Raw genomic sequence first — 24150 nt, forward strand, 5'->3', positions numbered from 1 at the left:
CGTCCACACCACCGGCCACCACCCGCCACAGATCCTCGGGAGAAGCCACCCCACCCGGATACCGGCACGCCATCCCGATGATCGCGATCGGCTCGCGCTCCCGGTCCTCCATGTCGCGGAGGCGCCGCCGGGTCTGCTGCAGTTCGGTCGTGGCGCGCTTGAGGTAGCCGCGCAGTTTCTCGTCGTTCGCCATCGGACGTGAGCCAATCTCGCAGGGAAACGCGCGTCAGGGTGTCAGGAGATACCGAGTTCGTTGTCCAGGGCCTCGAACAGTTCGTTGTCGGTGGCCCATTCGGGGTCGCTGTTCGTTTCCGTCTCGGCGGGCAGGTCGTGTCCGTCCCGCCAGGACCGCAGGAGCGCTTCGAGTCGCGCGGTGATCCGGGAGCGGGCGCCGTCGGCCGACGAGGGCAGGACCGACGACGTGAGCGCGGCTTCGAGTCGCTCGATCTCCGTGAGGACGGGCCGCGCCGGGTCGTGCTCCCTGGGACCGGCCGTACTGCCGATCTCCCGGGCCACCGCGCGAGCGGTGGGATGGTCGAACAGCAGCGTGGCGGGCAACCGCAGGCCCGTCGCGGCGTTGAGCGTGTTGCGCAACTCCAGGGCGGTGAGCGAGTCGAAGCCGAGTTCGCGGAACGCCCGGTCCGGCTCGACGTCGCTCGCGGAGTCGCGCCGCAGGACCGTGGCCACGCGTTCCCGTACCAGGTCGAGGAGGAGTTCGTCGCGTTCGGGGGCGGCCAGAGCGGCGAGCTTCCGGGCGAGTGCCTCGCCACCGTCGGATTGTGCCCTTACGGTCCGACGCGAGGCGCCCCCGAACAGGCCGTGCAGTTTGCGTGGCAGTTCGTCGAGGTTCGCGCGGGCGGCGTACTCGTTCAGCTTGATCGGGACGAGTATCGGCTCGTCCACGGCCGCGGCGGTGTCGAACAGCTCCAGTCCTACGGCGGCGGACATGCCGACGATGCCTATCCGGTCCATTCGCAGCCGGTCGACCTCGCTGAGCTGCGCGGTCATCTCGCTGGCGTCGGCCCACAGACTCCACGCCAGGGACTGGGCGGTGAGTCCGGCGGCGCGGCGGTGGGCGGCCAGCCCGTCCAGGAAGGTGTTCGCCGCCGCGTAGTTCGCCTGTCCGCCGTTGCCGAAGACGCCGGAGTCCGACGAGAACAGTACGAACGCCGACAGATCCAGGTGCCGGGTCAGCTCGTGCAGATGGAACGCCGCGTCCACCTTCGGGCGCATCACCGCGTCGATCCGTTCCGGGGTCAGCGACTCGATGACACCGTCGTCGAGGACACCCGCCGCGTGTACGACGCCGACGAGCGGGTGCGCGGTGTCGATTCCGGCGAGCATCCTGGCGACGGAGTCCTTGTCGGAGACGTCGCAGGCGGCGATGGTGACGGTCGCGCCGAGGGCCGTCAGCTCGTCGTGGAGCCCGGTGGCGCCCTCGCCTTCCATGCCGCGGCGGCCTGCCAGCAGCAGGTGGCCGACTCCGTGGGCGGTCACCAGGTGGCGGGCCACGTGGCGCCCCATCATGCCCATCGCGCCCGTGATCAGTACGGTGCCTTCGTGGCCGAAGGAGGAGGCGGGGCGGGCGCGTTCGCGCTGCTCGGACACCGGCACCCTGGCCAGCCGCGCCCGGTAGGTCACACCCGCGCGGACGGCCAGTTCCGGCTCGTCCGTCGCGATGACCGCCGGAACGAGTGCGGCGAGTGCGATGGTGTCGGCGGGCGCGTCCACGTCGGCCAGGACGATCGCGCCGGGGTGTTCCAGCTGGGCCGCCCTGATCAGGCCCCAGACCGCGGCGCCCGCGAGGTCCGTCACATCCTCGCCGTGCAGGGACACCGCACCGCGCGTCACGACCAGGAGCCGGGAGGCGAAGAGCCGCTCGTCGGCCATCCAGTCCTGAAGGACGCGCAACGTCCGTCGTGTGGCGCTGTGGACGCTCTCGGCGTCGTCGCCCGGTTGCGGTGACACCACGAGGACGCCGGGGACTTCGTCCGCGAGGTCACCGAGATCGCCAGTATCGCCGGTATCGCCGATGTCCTCCCAGGGCAGCCAGGACATTTCGTCCGCGCCGGTCACGGGGGCCGCTTCGACCGGGTTCCAGTCCATGCGGAACAGTGAGTCCAGGAACCCGTCGGGGCCTGGGCCGGCGGCGAGTTGTGCGGGTGACACCGGGCTCGATGTGAGCGACCGCGCCGACAGGACGGGCCTGCCCCCCTCGTCGGCCGCGAGCAGGGACGTGCCGTCCTGCTCCGTGTGCGCCAGTCGGACGCGGAGGGACGTGGCGCCGGCGGCGTGCAGGACGACCCGGTTCCACGCGTTCGGCAGCCTCGGCCCGCCGCCGTCCCCGTCCTGTTGGTCCTCGTCGTGGAACGTCCGAAGGTGTGTCGCCGCGTCGAGAAGCGCCGGGTGGAGACCGAAGTGGTCGCCGGTCTCCTCGGTCAGGGCGACCTCGGCGAACAGTTCGTCGCCCCGGCGCCAGGCGGCCCGCAGCCCCCGGAAGGCAGGTCCGTAGTCGTGTCCGTGTGCCGCGAGTCGCTCATAGATGTCGTCGATGTCCATCGGGTCCGCGCCCGCGGGGGGCCATGCGGTGAGGTCGAAGGCGGGTGCCGGAGCACCGGAGGCGAGGGCACCGTTGGCGATGACACCGGTGGCGAGGACACCGCTGGCGTTCCGGGTCCAGGGCCCGTCCTGGCGGCGGCGGGAGTGGATCGTCACCGATCGCTCCCCCGACTCGCCGGGTTCGGCGACCACGACCTGGACGTCGACGCCGCCGTTCGCGGGCAGGGTCAGCGTCTCCTCGATGGCCAGGTCTGCCAGAACGTCGCAGCCCGCCTGGTCCCCGGCACGGATCGCCAGTTCCACGAAGCCCGAGGCGGGGAACACGACGGTGCCGAGCACCTGGTGTCCCGCCAGCCATGGCTGGGCAGCGGTCGACAGCCTGCCCGTCAGGACCAGACCGTCGGAGTCGGGCGAGACGACCACGGCGCCGAGCAAGGGGTGCCGTGCGGCCACCTGTCCGAGGCCCGACGCGTCACCGGAGACCGCCTGGGTGTCCAGCCAGTGCCGCCTGCGCTGGAAGGCGTAGGTGGGCAGTTCCACACGACGGGCACCGCGTCCGGTGAACACCCCACGCCAGTCGACGAAGGCGCCGGTCACATGCAGTCGGGCGACGGCCGCGAGCAGCGCGGGTGGCTCGGCCCGGTCCTTGCGCAGCGCGGGAACGCTGACCGCGTCGTCCGGATCGCGCAGGCAGGCCTGAGCCATCGCGGTCAGGACACCGTCGGGCCCCAGTTCCACGTACCGGGTGACACCCTCCGACTCCAGGTGCCGTACGCAGTCGGCGAACCGGACCGCCTCGCGGACGTGCCGCACCCAGTGATCCGCCGAGCCCAGCGCTTCCACGCCGACGACCGTGCCGCCGAGATGCGAGACGACGGGAATGGCGGCCCTGCCGTAGGTGACACTCTCGGCGACCTCACGGAAAGCCTCCAGCATGGGATCCATGAGGGGCGAGTGGAACGCGTGGGACACACGCAGACGGGCTGTCCTGCGGCCCAGCCCCGCGAAGCGCGCGGTAATACGGGCCACTTCGGCATCGACGCCGGAAACGACCAACGAATCGGGGCCGTTCACCGCCGCGACATCGGCCAACACCAGGTCCAGCAGCGGGGCGACCTCGCCCTCGGACGCCTGGATCGCGGCCATCGCCCCACCCGACGGCAACGCCTGCATCAACCGGCCCCGCGCAGCGACCAGCCGCGCCCCGTCCTCCAGCGAGAACACCCCGGCCACATGCGCCGCCGCCAACTCACCGATCGAATGACCCGCCACGAAGTCAGGCCGTATGCCCCACGACTCCAACAGCCGGAACAACGCCACCTCGACCGCGAACAAACCCGCCTGCGCGAACACCGTCCGATCCAACAGATCGGCGTGCGACCACACCACCTCACGCAACGGCCGATCCAGCTGCCCGTCCAACTCGCCACACACCGCGTCGAACGCAGCCGCGAACACCGGGAACGCCTCATACAACTCCCGTCCCATACCTACCCGCTGCGCCCCCTGACCCGAGAACAGGAACGCCGTCGCGCCGGTGGAGGCGACACCGTGGACCACGTCGGGGTCCGGCTCGCCGGCGGCGATCGTGGCCAGGCCGTCGAGAGCGGTGGCCCTGTCCTCCGCGAGCACCACCGCGCGGCGCTCCAGTGCGGTGCGTGAGGTCGCCAGGGAGAGACCGACATCGAGCGGGTCGTCCTCGGGGCGGGCCAGCAGATACGCGTGCAACCGCTGCGCCTGACTGCGCAGTGCCTCGGCTGTCTTGGCGGAGACGACCCACGGAAGAACACCCGAATCGGTGCCGACGGCGCCGACGGCGGCCCCTTCCGGTTCGGCGGAGACACCGGCCGGTTCCGAGTCGGCCGGTTCCATGTCGGCTGGTTCCACGACAGCCTGCTCCATGTCGACCTGCGCCATGTCGGCCTGCTCGATGATGACGTGGGCGTTGGTGCCGCTAATCCCGAACGAGGAGATCCCCGCCCGCCGCGGACGGCCGTCCACCTCCGGCCACTCCCGCGCCTCGGTCAGCAACTCCACCCGCCCCGCCGACCAGTCCACCTGCGAGGACGGAGCGTCCACATGCAGCGTGCGCGGCAGAACCCCGTGGCGCATCGCCTGCACCATCTTGATCACCCCGGCCACACCGGCCGCGGCCTGCGCATGCCCCATGTTCGACTTGACCGAACCCAGCCACAGCGGGCTGTCCTGCGGACGGTCCTGCCCGTACGTCGCCAGCAGCGCCTGCGCCTCGATCGGATCACCCAGCGTCGTCCCCGTACCGTGCGCCTCCACCGCGTCCACATCGCCGGTACCGAGGCCGGCTGTGGCCAACGCCTGCCGGATCACCCGCTGTTGGGACGGACCGTTCGGCGCCGTAAGACCGTTCGACGCGCCGTCCTGGTTCACCGCCGAACCACGCACCACCGCCAACACCGGATGCCCGTTGCGCCGGGCGTCCGACAACCGCTCCACCAGCAGGACGCCCACTCCCTCGGCCCAGCCCGCGCCGTCGGCTGCGTCCGAGAACGACTTGCAGCGGCCGTCCGCGGCGAGGCCCCGCTGTCGGCTGAACTCCACGAACATGTTCGGCGTACTCATCACCGTCACGCCGCCCGCCAGTGCCAGCGAGCACTCACCGGAGCGCAGTGCCTGTGCGGCCAGGTGCAGTGCCACCAGCGAGGACGAACAGGCCGTGTCGATGGTCACCGCCGGCCCCTCCAGGCCGAACACATAGGAGACCCGGCCGGACACCAGACTTCCGCCACTGGTGCTGGCGGTATCGGCGCGGAACCCGTAGTCGTGGTACATGAGTCCGGTGAAGACGCCGGTCCGGCTGCCACGCATCGTGTGCGGATCGATCCCCGCACGCTCGAACGCCTCCCACGACGCCTCCAGCAGCAACCGCTGCTGCGGATCGGTGTCCGCCGCCTCCCTCGGCGAGATGGCGAAGAAATCAGCGTCGAACTCCGCCGCGTCATAAAGGAAACCACCCTCCCGCGCGATGGTCTTCCCCGGCTTCCCCGGCTCCGGATGATAAATACCCTCCACATCCCAGCCCCGGTCCACCGGAAACGCCGACACCGCGTCGACCCCGTCCGCCACCAGACGCCACAGATCATCAGGCGACGCCACACCACCGGGATAACGGCACGCCATCCCCACGATCACGACCGGATCGTCATCGGCCGCCACCACCGCCGGGATCTCCGCGGCAGAGCCCGCCGCGACACCGCCCGTGTCGCCCTGCAGCTCGGCGTCGAGGTGGGCCGCCACGGCCCTGGCCGTCGGGTGGTCGAACACCAGCGTCGCCGGAAGAGCCAGACCGGTCTCGGCCCGCAACGCGTTCCGCAGCTCCACCGCCGACAGCGAATCGAAGCCCAGTTCCTTGAAGGCCCGATCCGCCTCGACGGCCCTCGGCGAGGCATGACCGAGCACCGCCGCCACCTGGGTCCGTACGAGTGCGAGGAGGGTGGCGGCACGCTTCTCAGCGGTCGATCCGGTCAGGCGTACGCGCAGGGAACTCTCCGTCCGGGCGCGGACGGCACGGCGGGTCCCGCCGGTCAGACCGCGCAGCAGAGCCGGGACGTCGTCGCCCCGGGCCCGCAACACCGCCCGGTCCAGGCGGAGCGGCATGAGTACGGCGTCGTCCGTACACAGCGCGGCATCGAACAGTTCCAGGCCCTTGTCGGCCGGCATCGCGGGCATGCCCAGGCGGGCCAGCCGGTCCGCGTCGGCCGGGTTCACGCCCGTGTCGACGTCCCAGAGGCCGAACGCCAACGACGTCCCCACCAACCCCTCACCACGCCGATACGCGGCCAACGCATCCAAAAACACATTCGCCGCCGCATAACCACCCTGCCCCGCCGCCAACAACGACCCACCCACCGACGAGAACAACACAAACGCCGACAGACCCATGTCCCGCGTCAACTCATGCAAATACCACGCCCCGTCAACCTTCGGACCCAACACCCCATCCACCCGCCCCGCGGACAACGAACCCACCAACCCGTTGTCCACCACACCCGCCGCATGCACCACACCCGACCACACACGACCCGCAACCAGCGCCGCCACCGCACCCCGATCCGACACATCACAGGCCACCACCTCGACCTCAGCACCCAGCCCGGCCAGCTCCGCACACAACTCCCCAGCCCCCGGCGCCCCCGCACCCCGACGACTCACCAACACCAGACGCCGCACACCATGCCCAACAACCAGATGCCGCGCCACCAACGCACCCAACCCACCCGTCCCACCCGTCACCAACACCCACCCCGAACCCCACCCACCCCACACCGACGACACCACCGACGACACCACCGGCTCAACACCGGGAGTGTCGGTCTCGGCGAGCTGCGGTACCCGCAACTCGCCGTCATGCACAACCACTTCGGGCTCACCCGACAGGATCGCCGCAGGCAGGATGTCCAGTGAGGCTCCCCGGCCGTCCACGTCGGCGAGGACGAAGCGGCCCGGGTTCTCGGCCTGGGCCGCGCGCAGCAGTCCCTGGACCGGTGCCTGGACCAGCGTGGGTCCATGGGTGACCACTGCCAGGCGGGAGGCGGCGAACCGCTCGTCGGCCAGCCAGCCCTGGACGACGTCCAGTGCCCGGTGTGTCAGCGTGTGGACGGCCGCCGGGACGTCCCCGGTGCCTGTGGGCAGCGACCAGAGCACGACGTCGGGGATCTCCGCCGCGCCCAGCGCGGTCAGGTCCGCGTACGCGGGCACGTCGGCCGGCAGTCCGGCCCGGTCGGTGCCCAGTACCGCCCAGCGGGCAGTGGCGGACCGGTTGACCGGACGCGGGGTCCACTCCGTCCGCAGCAGCACGTCGCTGCGCCCGCCCGCGTGGCGGGTCCGGTCGGAGGACATCGGCCGGGATGCCAGCGACTCGACGGTGAGGACCGGATGTCCGCTCTCGTCGGTCACGGTCATGCGCGTCGGCCCGTCGTCCCGCCCCAGCCTGGTGTGCACTCGGATCGCGGACGCGCCGGAGGCATGCAGTGTCACGCCGGTCCACTCGAAGGGCAGCAGTGTCCGGCCGCCCCGCCGGTCCGTGTCGAGCAGTTCGGCGTGCATGCCGGCGTCGAGCAGAGCCGGGTGGAGACCGAACAGTGCCGCGTCGGCCCGCGCCTCATCGGGCAGGACGGCCTCGGTGTACAGGTCGTCCCCGCGCCGCCACGCGGCCCGCAGTCCCTGGAACGCGGGTCCGTAGGCGTAGCCCTCATCGCGGAGGCGTTCGTACGCCTCGGCCAGATCCACCGGGACGACGTCCCCGGGTGGCCATGCGCTGAGGTCGGGCGCGGGGGACGGGGGCGGGGAGCCGGTGCCGAGCGTGCCGTCGGCGTGCCGCGTCCAGTCCTCGCCGGACGGGGCGTCCTCGCGCCGGGAATGGACGCTCACCCGGCGGTCGCCGGACGCGTCGGCCGCGCCGACCACGACACGTACCGCGACACCGCAGTGCTCCGGCAGCACCAGGGGTGCCCCGAGTGTCAGCTCCCGCAGGACGTCGCAGCCGGCCTCGTCTCCGGCCCTGATCGCCAGTTCCACGAACGCGCTGCCCGGCAGCAGTACGGTGCCCAGCACTTCGTGATCGGCCAGCCACGGCCGGGTGGCCGTCGACAGCCTGCCCGTCAGCACCACGCCGCCGGAGTCCGGTGCCGTCACCACGGCGCCGAGGAGCGGGTGGTCCGCCGGGTCGAGTCCGACGGAGGAGACATCGGAGTCCTGGGCGGTGGAGTCGAGCCAGAACGTCTCGTGCCGGAACGCGTAGGTGGGCAGGTCGACCGGTCGCGTGTTCCGGTCCGCGAACACGGCCCGCCAGTCGACGGTTACGCCCGCCGCGTGCAGTTGTCCGACGGCGAGGAGGAGTGCTTCGGGCTCCGGGCGGCCCTTTCGCTGAGTCGCCACCAGGACAGCGGGCCGGGTGTCGGCGCCGGTTTCGGCTTTGGCGCCGGTTTCGGCTTCGGCTTCGGCTTCGGTTTCGGCTTCGGCTTCGGTTTGTACGCACTGCCGCGCCATCGCGGTCAGCACACCGTCGGGCCCCAGTTCCACGTACCGGGTGACACCCTCCGACTCCAGGTGCCGTACGCAGTCGGCGAACCGGACCGTCTCGCGGACGTGCCGCACCCAGTGATCCGCCGAGCCCAGCGCTTCCGCGCCGACGACCGTGCCGCCGAGATGCGAGACGACGGGAATGGCGGCCCTGCCGTAGGTGACACTCTCGGCGACCTCACGGAAAGCCTCCAGCATGGGATCCATGAGGGGCGAGTGGAACGCGTGGGACACACGCAGACGGGCTGTCCTGCGGCCCAGCCCCGCGAAGTGCGCGGTAATACGGGCCACTTCGGCATCAACGCCGGAAACGACCAACGAATCGGGGCCGTTCACCGCCGCGACATCGGCCAACACCAGGTCCAGCAGCGGAACGACCTCGTCCTCGCCCGCCTGGATCGCGGCCATCGCCCCACCCGACGGCAACCCCTGCATCAACCGGCCCCGCGCAGCGACCAGCCGCGCCCCGTCCTCCAGCGAGAACACCCCGGCCACATGCGCAGCCGCCAACTCACCGATCGAATGACCCGCCACGAAGTCAGGCCGCACACCCCACGACTCCAACAACCGGAACAACGCCACCTCGACCGCGAACAAACCCGCCTGCGCGAACACCGTCTGCCCGAGCAGCTCCGACTCCGACCACACCACCTCACGCAACGGCCGATCCAGATACCGGTCCAACTCGCCGCACACCGCGTCGAACGCGGCCATGAACACCGGGAAGGCGCCGTACAGTTCCCGCCCCATCCCGAGCCGCTGCGAGCCCTGCCCCGAGAACAGGAAGGCGGTCCGGCCGGCGCCCGCGACGCCATGGACGACTCCACCGCCGGGGGCCTCGTCGGCCAGCGTGCGCAGGCCTGCCAGCAGGTCGTCCCGGCTCCCTCCGACCACCACCGCGCGATGTTCGAAGAGCGCGCGCGACGTCGCCAGCGAGTACCCGATGTCGGCGGGGCGCAGCAGCGGACGGTCCGCCACGAAGTCCAGCAGCCGGGCGGCCTGAGCGGGCAGCCCGTCCCGGCTCCGCGCGGACAACACCCAGGGCACCGTGCCCGAGTGGGACAACCGGTCGCCCTGGTCACCCCGTATGTCCCGCAGGTCTGCCGGACCCTGCTCGATGATGACGTGGGCGTTGGTGCCGCTGATCCCGAACGAGGAGATCCCCGCCCGCCGCGGACGGCCGTCCACCTCCGGCCACTCCCGCGCCTCGGTCAGCAGCTCCACCCGCCCCGCCGACCAGTCCACCTGCGAGGACGGAGCGTCCACATGCAGCGTGCGCGGCAGAACCCCGTGGCGCATCGCCTGCACCATCTTGATCACCCCGGCCACACCGGCCGCGGCCTGCGCATGCCCCATGTTCGACTTGACCGAACCCAGCCACAGCGGTCTGTCCTGCGGACGGTCCTGCCCGTACGTCGCCAGCAGCGCCTGCGCCTCGATCGGATCACCCAGCGTCGTCCCCGTACCGTGCGCCTCCACCGCGTCCACATCGCCGGTACCGAGACCGGCTGTGGCCAACGCCTGCCGGATCACCCGCTGTTGGGACGGACCGTTCGGCGCCGTCAGACCGTTCGACGCGCCGTCCTGGTTCACCGCCGAACCACGCACCACCGCCAACACCGGATGCCCGTTGCGCCGGGCATCCGACAACCGCTCCACCAGCAGCATCCCGGCGCCCTCGCCCCAGCCCGTGCCATCGGCGGCAGCCGAGAACGCCTTGACGCGGCCGTCGGGGGCGAGCCCGCGCTGTTCGCTGAAGTCGACGAACGTCTCCGGGGTCGCCATCACCGTCACACCACCGGCCAGTGCCAGCGAGCACTCCTGCGACCTGAGCGACCGCATCGCCAGGTGCAGTGCCACCAGCGAGGACGAACAGGCGGTGTCGACGGTGACCGCCGGTCCCTCAAGACCCAGCGTGTAGGCGACCCTGCCCGAGACGATGCTTCCGTTGCTGGAGCTGGTGCCGTAGTCGTGGTACATCACGCCGGCGAACACGCCTGTGCGGCCACCGCGCAGTGAGGCGGGGTCGATGCCGGCCCGCTCCAGGGCCTCCCACGACGTCTCCAGCAGCAACCGCTGCTGGGGGTCCATGGCGAGGGCCTCACGCGGCGAGATCCCGAAGAAGGCGGCGTCGAACCCGGCCGCGTCGAGCAGGAATCCGCCCTCGCGCACATAGCTCCTGCCGGGCGTGCCGGGCTCGGGGTCGTAGAGGCGCCCGGTGTCCCAGCCGCGGTCGGCGGGGAAGCCCGACACGGCGTCCGTGCCCTCGGCGACGAGCCGCCAAAGGTCGTCGGGGGACGTGACGCCGCCGGGGTAACGGCAGGCCATGCCCACGATGGCCACCGGCTCGGTGGCGGCGGCCTCCAGCCGTCCGTTGCTCTGCCGGAGCCGTTCGTTCTCCAGCAGCGAGTCGCGGAGCGCCTCGATGATCTCCTCGGCGGACGTGTCCACCTTCAGCCTCCGAACTCGTTGAGGAAGTCGGCCATCACCCGTGTGAAGTGTTCGGGCTCTTCCAGGTGGGGCAGGTGGCTCGACTCCTCGAAGACCTCCCACCGGACGTCGGGGATCAGCTCGGCGAACGGCCGCACGGTCGCGGGCGTCGCCTCGTCGTGCCGGCCCGAGATCAGGAGTGTCGGCACCTCGATGCCGGCGACGCAGTCCTCCACCGACCAGTCCCGCAGCGTCCCGGTCACGTGGAACTCGCTCGGACCGTTCATGGTGCGGTAGACGGTGGGATCGTTCTGAATCTCCATGAGCGTCGCCACGAAATCGCGCGGCCACGGCCGGAGCCGGCACACGTGTCTGTTGTAGAAGACCGTCATGGCCTGGAGGTACTGCTCGCTGTCGGTCTCTCCCGCGGCCTCGTGGCGGGCCAGCGTCTCGTCGACCCCGGGTGGCAGCAGTTCCCGCAGGACTTTCATTTCCTGGCGCCACAAAACATAGGAGGCGGGGGAATTGGCGATGACCAATGCCCGTAGGCCCGGTGGCTTCGCCGAGGCGTGTTTCGCGGCGAGTGTGCCGCCCCAGGACTGGCCGAACAGTACGTAGTCGTCGGCGATTCCGAGCCTGTTCAGCAGGTTGTCGAGCTCGTCGAGGAACAGCCGCACGGTCCAGAATTCCGGGCCCCGTCCGGGAAGGTGGGTGGAGCCGCCGTTGCCGATCTGGTCGTAGTGCACGACCGGCCGTCCCAGCTCGGCGAGCGAGGCGAGAGAGCGCAGGTAGTCGTGGGTGCTGCCCGGCCCGCCGTGGACGACCACCAGGGGCGGCCCGCCGGCGCGCAGGTCGCCCGTGACGCGATACCAGGTCTCGTACGCGCCGAATGGCACGCTTCCCTTGGCATGGGGAGCCAACGACACCTCAATCACCCCGTTCGACTGGTCCCACGACGCACGCCGTCCATTGCCCGCCGCGGCCGGTCGGCAGGCCGCGGCGGTCATGACGACACTAGTTACGGAAAGGCTCCGGGAACTCCCCTGAAATGCCCCGGCCACCCCCTATATCCAGGGGCCGGAACCTATATCCAGGGGGCGGAACCGGTGTTTCGCGCAGGAGCGGATCAGGGGTTCACTTCATCGATCCGATCCACTCGTCGACGATCCGCGCGGTGGTCTCCGCGTCCTCCTGTACGAGTGAGAAGTGGTTCCCGGGGGCCGTCCTGAGGGTCTGGGTGGCATCCCAGGGTGCGGCCAGCCACCGGTCGCCGCCGGGTTCCTCGCCGGGCCCGGTGATGAACGACTCGGCGGCCTGGACGAACAGGACGGGCGCGCGGAGTTCGCCCGGGGTGAAGTCGAGCAGGAGGTTGGCGTACAGGCCCATCGCGGAGAGCCGGGCGCTGCCGAAGCGGCCGAACGTCGGCTCCATCTCCAGCAGGTTCAGAGCCAGCGACTCCTGTCCGACGGTCATGGCCTCGTCGCGGACCTGGAAGCTGTCCAGCAGGACGATCCCTCGCGGGCCGGCGTCCGCCGCCTCCAGGCGGCTCGCGACCGCGTGCGCCACCAGGCCGCCGGAGGAGTAGCCGAGCAGGACGTACGGCTCCCCGTCCGCGGCCCGTGCCACGCTGTCGGCGATCACCTCGGTGACGGCGTCGAGCGAGTCGGGGAGGCTCTCCCCCGGTGCGAAACCGGGCAGCGGCAGCGCCGTGACGTGCCGTGTGCCGTGCAGGTGCGAGACGAGCCGGGCATGCTGGTGGACGCCGCCGACCGCCATGGGTGTGGAGACGCAGATCAGGCGTGGCCGCGTGGGCCCGTCCGCGAGGACCACCGGCCGGGGCGGGCTCGGCAGGTCGGTGCTCCCGGTGAACCTCGGACGGATGTCGGCGACCGCGCCGAGAAGGACGAACCCCTGGGTGACGTTCCCCGCTCGCACGGCCGCGCGGAACAGGTCGCTGAGGGTGTCGCCGTCGGTGTCCGTGGTGGGCTCGCCGTCCGTGACCGTACCCGGGCCGTCGAGGTCGGCCGCCAGCCGTAGTTGGACATGGCGGGCCAGCTCGGCGGGGTTCTTGGAGTCGAACACGGCCATCGCGGGCAGGCGCAGCCCGGTCGCGGCGTTGAGTCCGTTGCGCAGTTCCATCGCCGTGAGGGAGTCGAAGCCCGCCTCCAGGAAGTCCCGGTCGGGGTCGACGGACTCGGGGCCGCTGTGGCCGAGGACTCCGGCGGCACAGGTCAGTACCAGCGTCCGCAGTTCCCGGGCCCGCTCGTCCTCGGAGAGGCCGGCGAGTCGCGCGCGGAGCGCACCCGAGTCCGCCCGGCCTGCCGTGGCGGTGCGCCGTGAGCGCGGTACCAGGTCCCGCAGCAGCGGCGGCAGGTCGTCACCGGCGGCGGCCAGGGCCCTGAGGTTCAGGCGGATCGGGACGAGCGCCGCCGCGTCGAGACGTCCGGCGGTGTCGAGGAGCCCGAGTCCCTGTGCGGCGGAGAGCGCTTCGACGCCCGAGCGGCCCACGCGCTGCAGGTCGCTGTCGTCGAGCCGGCCCGCCATGCCGCTGTCGCTCGCGCCCCACAGTCCCCAGGCCAGGGACTGGGCGGGCAGATCGTGGGCGCGGCGGTGTGCGGCCAGGGCGTCCAGGAACGCGTTCGCCGCCGCGTAGTTGCCCTGTCCCGGAGTGCCCAGTACGCCGGCCGCCGAGGAGAACATGACGAACGCCGACAGATCCATGTGCCGGGTCAGCTCGTGCAGATACCAGGCGGCGTCGGCCTTCGGGCGGAATACGGTGTCCACGCTCTCGGGGGTGAGGGAGGAGATCATTCCGTCGTCCAGCACCCCTGCCGCGTGCACGACGGCGCTCAGGTTCCGTCCGGTCAGGAGTTCTGCGAGGGCGTCCCGGTCGCCCACGTCGCAGGCGGCCACCTCCACCCGTGCTCCGAGTCCCGACAGTTCCTCGCGGAGTTCGGCCGCGCCGGGTGTCGCCGCTCCGCGCCTGCCCACCAGGAGCAGGTCCCGTACGCCGCGTTCGGCGACCAGGTGCCGCGTCACGACCACGCCGAGCGCCCCGAGCGCACCGGTCACCAGCACTGGGCCCTCACCCACGAACGCCGAAAACTCCGGGGACTCCGGGGACTCCGGGGACTCCGGGGACTCCGGGGACTCCGGGGACTCCGCGAGAGGTTGCGGCTCGGGCGCGTCGGCCGGTTCGGCGGGTGCGGCGGGCACCTTCGCCAGGCGGGCCGCGCGGAGCACGCCGTCGCGCAGGGCGACCTGCGGCTCGTCCGAGGACGCCAGGGCCGGGAGCACACTCGTGACAGCGGCGGGATCGACCAGGTCGGCGAGGACGATCCGGCCGGGGTCCTCCGACTGTGCCGAGCGCACCAGTCCCCATACCGCCGAGCCCCCGAGGTCGGTGACGTCCTCACCGTCCACGGACACCGCGCCCGAGGTGACGACCACGAGGCGGGCGCCCGCGAACCGGTCGGCGGCGAGCCACGACCGAACCACGTCGAGTACCTGATGCACGGCCTTCCGTGCCGGTGCGGCGCCCGCCGTCCCGGTCACGGGCAGCACCACCAGTTCGGGTACGGGGGTCTCGGCCCGCAGGTCGTCCCAGGCGATCCAGTCCGGGGTCCGCCCGGCGCGGGCGGCCGGGAGCGGGGTCCACTCCAGACGGAACAGCGACTCGTGGAACGGTGATCCGGCCGCGGCGGACAGCTGGGCCGGGGACATCTCCCGCAGCGCCAGCGACTCGACCGCCACGATCGGGTGGCCGGCCGTGTCCGCGGCCCTGATCGACACCACACCGGTGCCGGTCGGGGTCACCCGGACGCGCAGCGCCGTGGCGCCGGAGGCGAACAGTTCCACCCCCGACCACGCGAACGGCAGCACCACCCCGTCACCGACCGCACCACTCAACGCCACCGCGTGCAGACCAGCGTCCAGCAACGCCGGATGCAATCCGAACCCCTCCACCTCCACCTGCTCGGGAAGCGCGACCTCCGCGAACACCTCCTCACCACGCCGCCACGCCGCCCCCAACCCCCGGAACACCGGCCCGTACTCCAGACCGACGTCGGCCAGGGCGTCGTACAGCCCGGTGACGTCGATCTCGGTGGCGCCGGGCGGGGGCCACTGTTCGAGCCCGGGGTCCGTGGGCGTGCCGGCCGGGGCCAGCGTGCCGAGCGCGTGCCGGATCCATGGCCCGTCCGCGTGCGCGCGGGTGTGGATCGTCACGGGCCGTTCGCCGTCCGGGCCGTCGGGGGCGCCGACCACCACCTGTACGGAGACGCCGCCGTCGGCGGGGAGCACCAGCGGCGCCTCCAGTGCCAGTTCCTCGACACGGCCGCAGCCGACCTGGTCACCGGCCCGTACGGCCAGTTCCACGAAGCCCGTTCCGGGGAACAGCGTCACGCCGGACACGGCGTGGTCGCCGAGCCACGGCTGGGTGCCCACCGACAGCCGGCCGGTGAGCGTCACGCCGTCCGCCCCGGGGGCCACGGACGGGACGACCGCGGCGAGCAGCGGGTGCCCGGGGGCGTCCAGGCCCAGGGAGGTCACATCGCCCGCGCCCGTGCTCTGGTCGGTCCAGTAGCGGCGGCGCTGGAAGGCGTAGGTGGGCAGTTCGGTCCGCCCGGCCCCGTGTCCGTCGAAGGCGGCCTTCCAGTCGACGTCCACACCGCCTGTGAACACCTCGGCGAGCGAGGTCAGGAGCCGTTCCGCACCGCCCTCGCCGCGGCGCAGCGAGCCGGCCGTCACTCCGCTCACGCCCGCCGAGTCCATGGTCTCCCCCAGGCCGACCAGCAGGCCGGGGTGCGGACTGGACTCCACGAACGCGGTGAACCCGTCGTCCAGCAGGGCGCGCGTGGCCTGTTCGAAGCGGACGGTCTGCCGCAGGTTGGCGTACCAGTACTCGGCGCCGAGGGTGGCGGTGTCGAGCGGCGCGCCCGTCACGGTCGAGTAGAACGCCACCCGTGACGGGCGCGGCGACAGACCGTCCAGCTCGGCGAGTATCCGGTCGCGGAGCCCCTCGACGAACATCGAGTGGGAGGCGTAGTCGACGGGGATCAGCCGTACCCGGACGTCCTGTTCCTCCAGCGTCGCCCGGAGTTCCGCCAGCGCGTCCACCTCACCGGACACGACGACGGACGTGGGGCCGTTGACCACCGCCAGTTCCACACGCCCCTCCCACCCGGCGATCGCCTCGGCGGCCCGTTCCGGGGACAGGGCCACCGAGAGCATGCCGCCCTGGCCGGCGAGGTCCTCCGCGATGATGCGGCTGCGCACCGCGACGACGCGAGCGCCGTCGTCCAAGGTCAGCGCACCCGCCACGCAGGCCGCCGCGATCTCACCCTGAGAATGCCCGACGACAGCGGCGGGCTCCACCCCGAAACCGCGCCACACCTCCGTCAGCGACACCATCACCGCCCACAGGACCGGCTGGACGACATCCACCCGCTCCAAGGGCCCGCCGTCACCACGCAACACCTCCAACAGGTCCCACTCCACGAACGGCCGCAACGCCCGCCCGCACTCCTCCAGACGCGCGGCGAACACCGATGAGCGGTCCAGGAGTTCGACCGCCATACCGACCCACTGCGAACCCTGCCCGGGGAAGACGAACACCGGTGCGGCGCCGCCGCGGCCGGAGCCGCGCAGCACGCCGGGGTGCGCGCCGCCGGTGGCCAGCGCGTCCAGTCCGTCCAGCGCGGTCGCCCGGTCCGCCGCGAGTACGACCGCGCGATGGTCGAACGCCGTCCTCGACGTGGCCAGTGACAGCCCCACGTCGAGGATGCCGGCGGTATCGTCCGCCCGGACGAAGGCGGCCAGGCGCTCGGCCTGGGCTCGTACGGCCTCGGCGCTCCGGCCCGACACCACCCAGGGGAAGATGCCGGTCCGGGGCCGGTCGGCGGGCCCGGAGATGCCGTCCGTCCCGGGCGGAGCGGGGGGCTGTTCGAGGATCACGTGGGCGTTGGTGCCGCTGATCCCGAACGAGGAGACCGCCGACCGGCGAGGACGACCGTTGCGCGGCCACTCCCGGGCCTCCGTCAGCAACTCCACCCGCCCCGCCGACCAGTCGACGTGCGGGGTCGGCTCGTCCACGTGCAGCGTCCTGGGCATCACTCCGTGCCGCATCGCCTGCACCATTTTGATGATCCCCGCGACACCGGCCGCCGCCTGCGTATGGCCCATGTTCGACTTGATCGACCCCAGCCACAGCGGATCGTCCTGCGGACGGTCCTGCCCGTACGTCGCCAGCAGTGCCTGCGCCTCGATGGGGTCGCCGAGCCGGGTACCGGTGCCGTGCGCCTCCACCGCGTCCACGTCCGACGTGCCCAGACCCGCATTGGCGAGTGCCTGCCGGATCACGCGGCGCTGCGAGGGGCCGTTGGGCGCGGTCAGTCCGTTCGAGGCGCCGTCCTGATTGGTCGCGGTGCCGCGGACGATCGCCAGCACGGGGTGGCCGTTGGCGCGGGCGTCCGACAGCCGCTCCACCAGGAGCATGCCGACGCCCTCGCCCCAGCCGGTGCCGTCGGCGGACGCGGCGAACGACTTGCTCCGGCCGTCCGCCGCGAGTCCGCGCTGACGGCTGAACTCCACGAACGTGCCCGAGGTCGCCATCACCGTCACGCCGCCCGCGAGAGCGAGGGTGCACTCGCCGGTCCGCAGCGCCTGCGCGGCCAGGTGCAACGCCACCAGGGACGACGAGCACGCCGTGTCCACCGTGACCGCCGGCCCTTCAAGACCGAGCGTGTAGGAGACCCGCCCGGAGGCGACACTGCCACCGCTGGCCCCGCCTCCGTAGTCGTGGTACATCACTCCGGCGAACACTCCGGTCGCGCTGCCGCGCAGGGAACCGGGGGCGATCCCGGCGCTCTCGAACGCCTCCCACGAGGTCTCCAGCAGCAGCCGGTGCTGCGGGTCGGTCTCCAGTGCCTCCCTCGGTGAGATCCCGAAGAACTCGGCGTCGAAGTCGGCCGCGTCGTAGAGGAAGCCGCCCTCACGCGCGATGCACTTGCCCGGCTTCCCGGGCTCGGGGTCGTAGAGGCCGTCGACGTCCCAGCCCCGGTCGCGGGGGAACTCCGCCACCGCGTCCACGCCGTCGGCGACGAGCCGCCACAGATCGTCGGGAGACGCGATGCCGCCGGGGAACCGGCAGGCCATGCCCACGATCGCGATCGGTTCGTCGACGCGCGCCTGGGCCCTGACCGGGGTCGCGGTCTCGCCCGCCCCGAGGAGTTCGCCCATGATGTGCCGGGCGACCGCGTCGGAACTGGGGTGGTCGAAGACGAGGGTGGCGGGCAGCCGCAGGCCGGTGGCGGCGCCGAGGAGATTGCGCAGTTCCACCGCCGACAGGGAGCTGAAGCCGAGCTCGGTGAACGCGCGCGCGGGCTCGATGGAGCGGGCGTCCTCGTGGCCGAGGACCGCGGCGACGTGCGTGCGTACCAGGTCGAGCAGCGCGCGGTCGCGCTCCGTTCCGGGCAACGCGTCCAGTCGGCGCCGCAGTGCTGCCGCGCCACCGGACCGGGCCGCCCGGCGGGCGGGCGGCTTGACCAGGCCGTGCAGGAGGGCCGGGACGGCGCCGGAGGCCGCGAACGACCGCAGCACGCCGAGGTCGAGCCGGACGGGCACGAGTTCCGCCGTCCCGGCGGACAGCGCCCGGTCGAACAGCGCGAGCCCTTCGGTGACCGTGAGGGGCGGCATCCCGGAGCGCCGCAACCGCTCGATGTCGGCGTCGGCGAGAGTCCCCGCCATGCCCTCCGCTCCGGCCCACGGGCCCCACGCCAGGGAGACCGCGGGAAGGCCGAGCGCGTGGCGGTGAGCGGCGAGGGCGTCCTGGAAGGCGTTCGCCATCGCGTAGCCGGCCTGCCCGGCGCCGCCCAGCGTGCCCGCGACCGAGGAGAACAGCACGAACGCCGACAGGTCCATGTCCCGGGTCAACTCGTGCAGATGCCAGGCCGCGTGCGCCTTCGGCGCCAGGACGGTGTCCAGCCGGGCGGGCGTGAGAGAGGTCAGGACTCCGTCGTCCAGCACACCGGCCGTGTGCACGATGCCCGTCAGCGGGTGCTCGATCCCGGCGAGGAGAGCGGCGACGGCGTCACGGTCGCCGACATCACAGGCGGCGACCGTGACCTCGGCACCGAACCCGGCCAGCTCCGTACGAAGCTCGTGGGCGCCGGGCGCGCCGATCCCCCGGCGGCTGGTCAGCAGCAGGCGCCGTACGCCGTGTTCGCGCACCAGGTGCCGGGCCACCAGGGAACCGAGACCGCCCGTACCGCCGGTGATCAGTACGGTCCCGGCCGGGTCGAACGACGGGGCGTCCGTACCGCCGGCTGCCCCGACGAGCCGGGGGACCCGCACCTCGGCCCCGCGGACGGCCAGTTCGGGCTCGCCGCAGACGGCCAGCGCGGGCAGCGCGGGGAACGGGAGGAACGCGGGCAGCGACGGAACCGCGTCACTTCCCAGGTGCAGGTCCAGGTCGCGTTCCAGGTCCCGTTCGAGGTCCCGCTCCAGGTCGGGGACCGGGTCCAGGTCCACTAGGACGAAGCGGTCGGGGTGCTCCGTCCGGGCGGTGCGGATCAGGCCGCGCACGGCCGCCGCCGCGAGATCGCCCGGACGCTCGCCGTCGGCGGTGACGGCCGCGCCGCGGGTGACCACCATCAGCCGTGCGGCCTCCAGCCGTTCGTCGGCCAGCCACTCCTGCACGATGCGCAACGTCTCGTGCGCGACCGCACGCACGCGTGCCGGTACGTCGTCGACGCCGGACGGGCAGGCCCACACGACGACGTCAGGAACCTGCTCCTGCGCGAGCGCGGCCAGGTCCTCGTACGCCGGGACGTCCTGGGGCAGGCCGCAGCGGTCTGTTCCCAGCACCGCCACGCCTGGCATGGCGGAGGACTCGCCGATCAACCCGGCCGACAGAGCCGACAGGGCCGGCCAGGCGACGGTGAACAGCGAGCTGTCCCGGCTGTCCGGGACGGCGAGTTGGCCGGGGGTCACCGGCCGCGACACCAGTGAGTCCACCGACAGGACAGCCTGTCCGGTCTCGTCGGTCACCAGCAGGCTCACCCCGGCTGCGCCGACGCGGCGGATACGCACGCGTGCCACCGGCGCTCCGGCGGCGTGCAGCCGTACCCCGCTCCATTCGAATGGCAGGACGACCCCGCCACCCTCATCACCCTCATCACCCTCGCCGCCTTCGCCGCCTTCGCCGTCGACGAGGATCGCGTGCAGCGCGGCGTCCAGGAGGGCCGGGTGGATGCCGTACTCGGCGGCCTCGGCCCGGTCGTGCTCAGGCAGCGCTACCTCGGCGAACAGTTCGTCGCCGCGCCGCCACGCGGCACGCAGCCCCTGAAACGCCGGGCCGTAGCCGAACCCGCGATCGGCAAAGGACTCGTAGACGTTCGTCAGGTCCAGGACGGCCGCGTTCTCGGGGGGCCAGATCGCGAGGTCGCCCTCGAACGCCGCACCGCCCGAGATGCCGCCCGAAGAACCGCCGGAAGAGCCGTCCGCGGACAGGAGCCCGCTCGCGTGCCGCGTCCAGGGGAGGTCGGGCAGGGCGTCGTCGGAATGGGCGTAGACGCTGACGCGGCGGGCGCCGTCGTCGTCCAGAGCGCCGACCACGACCTGGACATCGACGCCGCCGTGCTCGGGCAGCACGAGCGGCGTTTCCAAGGTGAGCTGCCGCAGTACGTCGCATCCGACCTGGTCCCCGGCCCGTACGGCCAGTTCCACAAAGGCGGTGCCCGGCAGCAGGAGCGCGCCGAACACCTCGTGGTCTGCCAGCCACGGCCGGGTGCCGGTCGACACCCGGCCGGTCAGCACCACGCCGTCGCTTTCCGGGGACGCCACGGCTGCGCGGAGGAACGGGTGATCGGCAGCGGTCTGACCGAGCCCCGAGACGTCACTCATGCCCGTGGGGGTGTCGAGCCAGTAGTCCTGCCGCTGGAACGCGTACGTGGGCAACTCCACCCGGCGGGCGCCGCGTCCGGCGAACACGGCCTGCCAGTCCACCGGGACCCCGTGCGCATGGATCAGACCGATGGCCGCCCTCAGTTCCCGCTCCTCGGAACGGTCCCGGCGGAGCAACGGCACGACGACTTCCACGGCCTCGTCCATGGCCCCGTCCATGGCCCCGTCCATGGCCTGCCCTCGGACCAAGGCGGACAGGACTCCGTCAGGGCCCAGTTCCACGAAGCGGGTCACGCCGGCGGAGCGGAGGTGCGCGACACCGTCGGCGAACCGGACCGCCTCGCGGACATGCCGCACCCAGTAGTCGGCCGAGCCGAGGTCCTCCGCCGATCCGCCCGTCACGTTGGAGACGACCGGGATGACGGGCGCGCTGTAGGTGACGCTCTCTGCCACTTCGCGGAAGTCGTCCAGCATCGGGTCCATGAGCGGGGAGTGGAACGCGTGCGAAACCCGCAGCCGGCTCGCCTTACGACCCAGAGCGGTGAAATGGCCCTCGATCGCGGCGACTTGGGCCTCCGCACCTGACACCACCACCGACGCCGGACCGTTCACCGCCGCGATCGCCACCTCCGCGCCGTCCAGCAGCGGAGCGACCTCGTCCTCGCCCGCCTGGATCGCGGCCATCGCCCCACCCGACGGCAACCCCTGCATCAACCGGCCCCGCGCAGCGACCAGCCTGGCCGCGTCACCGAGCGAGAACACCCCGGCCACATGCGCAGCCGCCAACTCACCGATCGAATGACCCGCCACGAAGTCAGGCCGCACACCCCACGACTCCAACAACCGGAACAACGCCACCTCGACCGCGAACAGACCCGCCTGCGCGAACACCGTCCGATCCAGCAGATCCGACTCCGACCACACCACCTCACGCAACGGCCGATCCAGAAGCCCGTCCAACTCACCACACACCGCATCGAACGCAGCCGCGAACACCGGGAACGCCTCGTACAACTCCCGGCCCATACCGACCCGCTGCGCCCCCTGACCCGAGAACAGGTACGCCGTCAGCCCCGCAGTGGCCGCACCCTGCACGACACCGGGACGCGGCTCGTCGGATGCGATGGCGGCCAGCCCGCGAAGTCCGGAGACCTGGTCGTCGGCCACCACCACGGCACGGTGCTCCCACGCCATGCGCGAGGTCGCCAGCGACAACCCGACATCGAGGGGGCGCAGTTGTGGCCGGGCCTCCACGTACGCGCGCAGCTTCTCCGCCTGGGCCCGGAGCGCCTGGGCCGACTTGCCCGAGAGGATCCATTCCACGGGGGCAGGCGCTGAGCGGTCCAGGGAATCGGTGTCGGCGGGTTCCGTGGCGGCGGGTTCGGGTGCCGCTTCGATGATGACATGGGCGTTGGTGCCGCTGATCCCGAACGAGGACACCCCCGCCCGCCGCGGGCGGCCATCGGTCTCCGGCCACTCCCGCGCCTCGGTCAGCAACTCCACATCACCCGACGCCCAGTCCACCTCCGGCGTCGGAGCATCCACGTGCAGCGTCCGGGGCAGGACACCATGGTCCATGGCCTTGACCATCTTGATGATCCCCGCCACACCGGCCGCCGCCTGCGTGTGCCCGATGTTCGACTTGATCGACCCGAGCCACAGCGGACTGCCCTGCGGACGATCCTGCCCGTACGTCGCCAGCAACGCCTGCGCCTCGATCGGATCACCCAGCGTCGTCCCCGTACCGTGCGCCTCCACCGCGTCCACATCGCCGGTACCGAGGCCGGCCGTGGCCAATGCCTGGCGAATGACGCGGCGTTGGGAGGGGCCGTTCGGTGCGGTCAACCCGTTGGACGCCCCGTCCTGGTTGACCGCCGTGCCCCGCACCACCGCCAGAACCGGGTGACCGTTGGCGCGGGCATCCGCCAGCCGCTCCACCAGCAACATCCCCGCGCCCTCACCCCACGAGGTGCCATCGGCCGCAGCAGCGAACGACTTCGCCCGCCCGTCCGGGGCCAGCCCCCGCTGACGACTGAACTCGATGAACGTCTCCGGCGTCGCCATCACCGCGACACCACCAGCCAACGCCAGCCCACACTCCCCCGACCGCAACGCCTGCACCGCGAGATGCAACGCCACCAGCGAGGAGGAGCAGGCCGTGTCGACAGTGACCGCCGGACCCTCCAGCCCCAGCGTGTACGAGACCCGGCCGGACGCGACCGAACCCGTACTGCTGTTGTGGGCGTAGTCGTGGTACATCATCCCGGCGAAGACACCCGTCGAACTGCCCCGCAACGACGACGGATCGATCCCCGCCCGCTCCAGCGCCTCCCACGACACCTCCAGCAGCAACCGCTGCTGAGGGTCCATCAACCAGGCCTCGTTCGGACTGATCCCGAAGAACCCGGGATCGAACCCGGCGGCATCATGCAGAAACCCGCCCCGGTCCACGTAACTCTTCCCAGGACGACCGGGCTCAGGATCAAAAAGCCCGGCCAGATCCCAGCCCCGCTCGGTGGGGAGACCGGAGACGCCGTCGACGCCGTCCGCGACCAGTTGCCACAGGTCGTCCGGCGAGACAACGCCGCCGGGATAGCGGCACGCCATGCCCACGATCGCGATCGGCTCGTCGTCGACCGGCGAACGCAGGGCGAGGGCAGGCCCGGTGGACTGCTCCGAGCCGAGGATCTCGCCGAGCAGGTGGTCGGACAGCACCAGCGGCGTCGGGTAGTCGAAGACCAGCGTCGCCGGCAGCCGCAAGCCCGTCGCCCGGTTCAACCGGTTGCGCAGTTCGACGGCGGACAGCGAATCGATACCAAGGTCACGGAACGCGCGCCCACCGTCGACGTCCTGTGGACCGGCGAACCCCAGGACGTGCGCTGCCTGGACGCGTACGGTCTCAAGGATCGCCGGGCGGCGCTCGGCCTCGGGCAGCGCGGTGAGCCGCTGTCGCAACGCCGCCGACTCGTGCGTACCCGCTGCGGCCGTCCTGCGTCGGCGTCCGGACACCAGGCCTCGCAGGATGTGCGGCAGTTCGTCGCCGGCGCCGGCGAGCGCGTTCGTGGCCAGCCCGATCGGGACGAGCAGCGGCTCGGTCGTCAGGATGGCGGCGTCGAACAGGGCGAGGCCCTGTTCGGCGGAGAGTCCTTCCACCCCGGACCGGGCCATCCGCCGCGCATCGGAACCGGCAAGCCCCCCGGC

Annotated in this window: 3 protein-coding genes and 1 pseudogene; all 4 read right to left on the minus strand. The window is 72.0% G+C overall.

Annotated features, from left to right (window positions below):
• A partial coding sequence (locus ACIOKD_RS41360) for a polyketide synthase docking domain-containing protein (RefSeq protein ID WP_362016163.1) occupies positions 1-193 on the minus strand: 193 nt, incomplete at its 3' end.
• A gap of 41 nt (positions 194-234) precedes the next feature.
• Positions 235-11025, minus strand: a pseudogene (locus ACIOKD_RS41365) (SDR family NAD(P)-dependent oxidoreductase); the annotation flags it as partial.
• Positions 11026-11069: 44 nt separating this feature from the next.
• On the minus strand, positions 11070-11972 hold the full coding sequence (locus ACIOKD_RS41370) for a proline iminopeptidase-family hydrolase (protein WP_402093617.1): 903 nt from the start codon (positions 11970-11972) through the stop codon (positions 11070-11072).
• A gap of 208 nt (positions 11973-12180) precedes the next feature.
• Positions 12181-24150 (minus strand): SDR family NAD(P)-dependent oxidoreductase (locus tag ACIOKD_RS41375; protein WP_402093618.1); only part of this gene is annotated, 11970 nt, incomplete at its 5' end.

The organism is Streptomyces sp. NPDC087844, assembly GCF_044742785.1.
GTDB lineage: Bacteria > Actinomycetota > Actinomycetes > Streptomycetales > Streptomycetaceae > Streptomyces.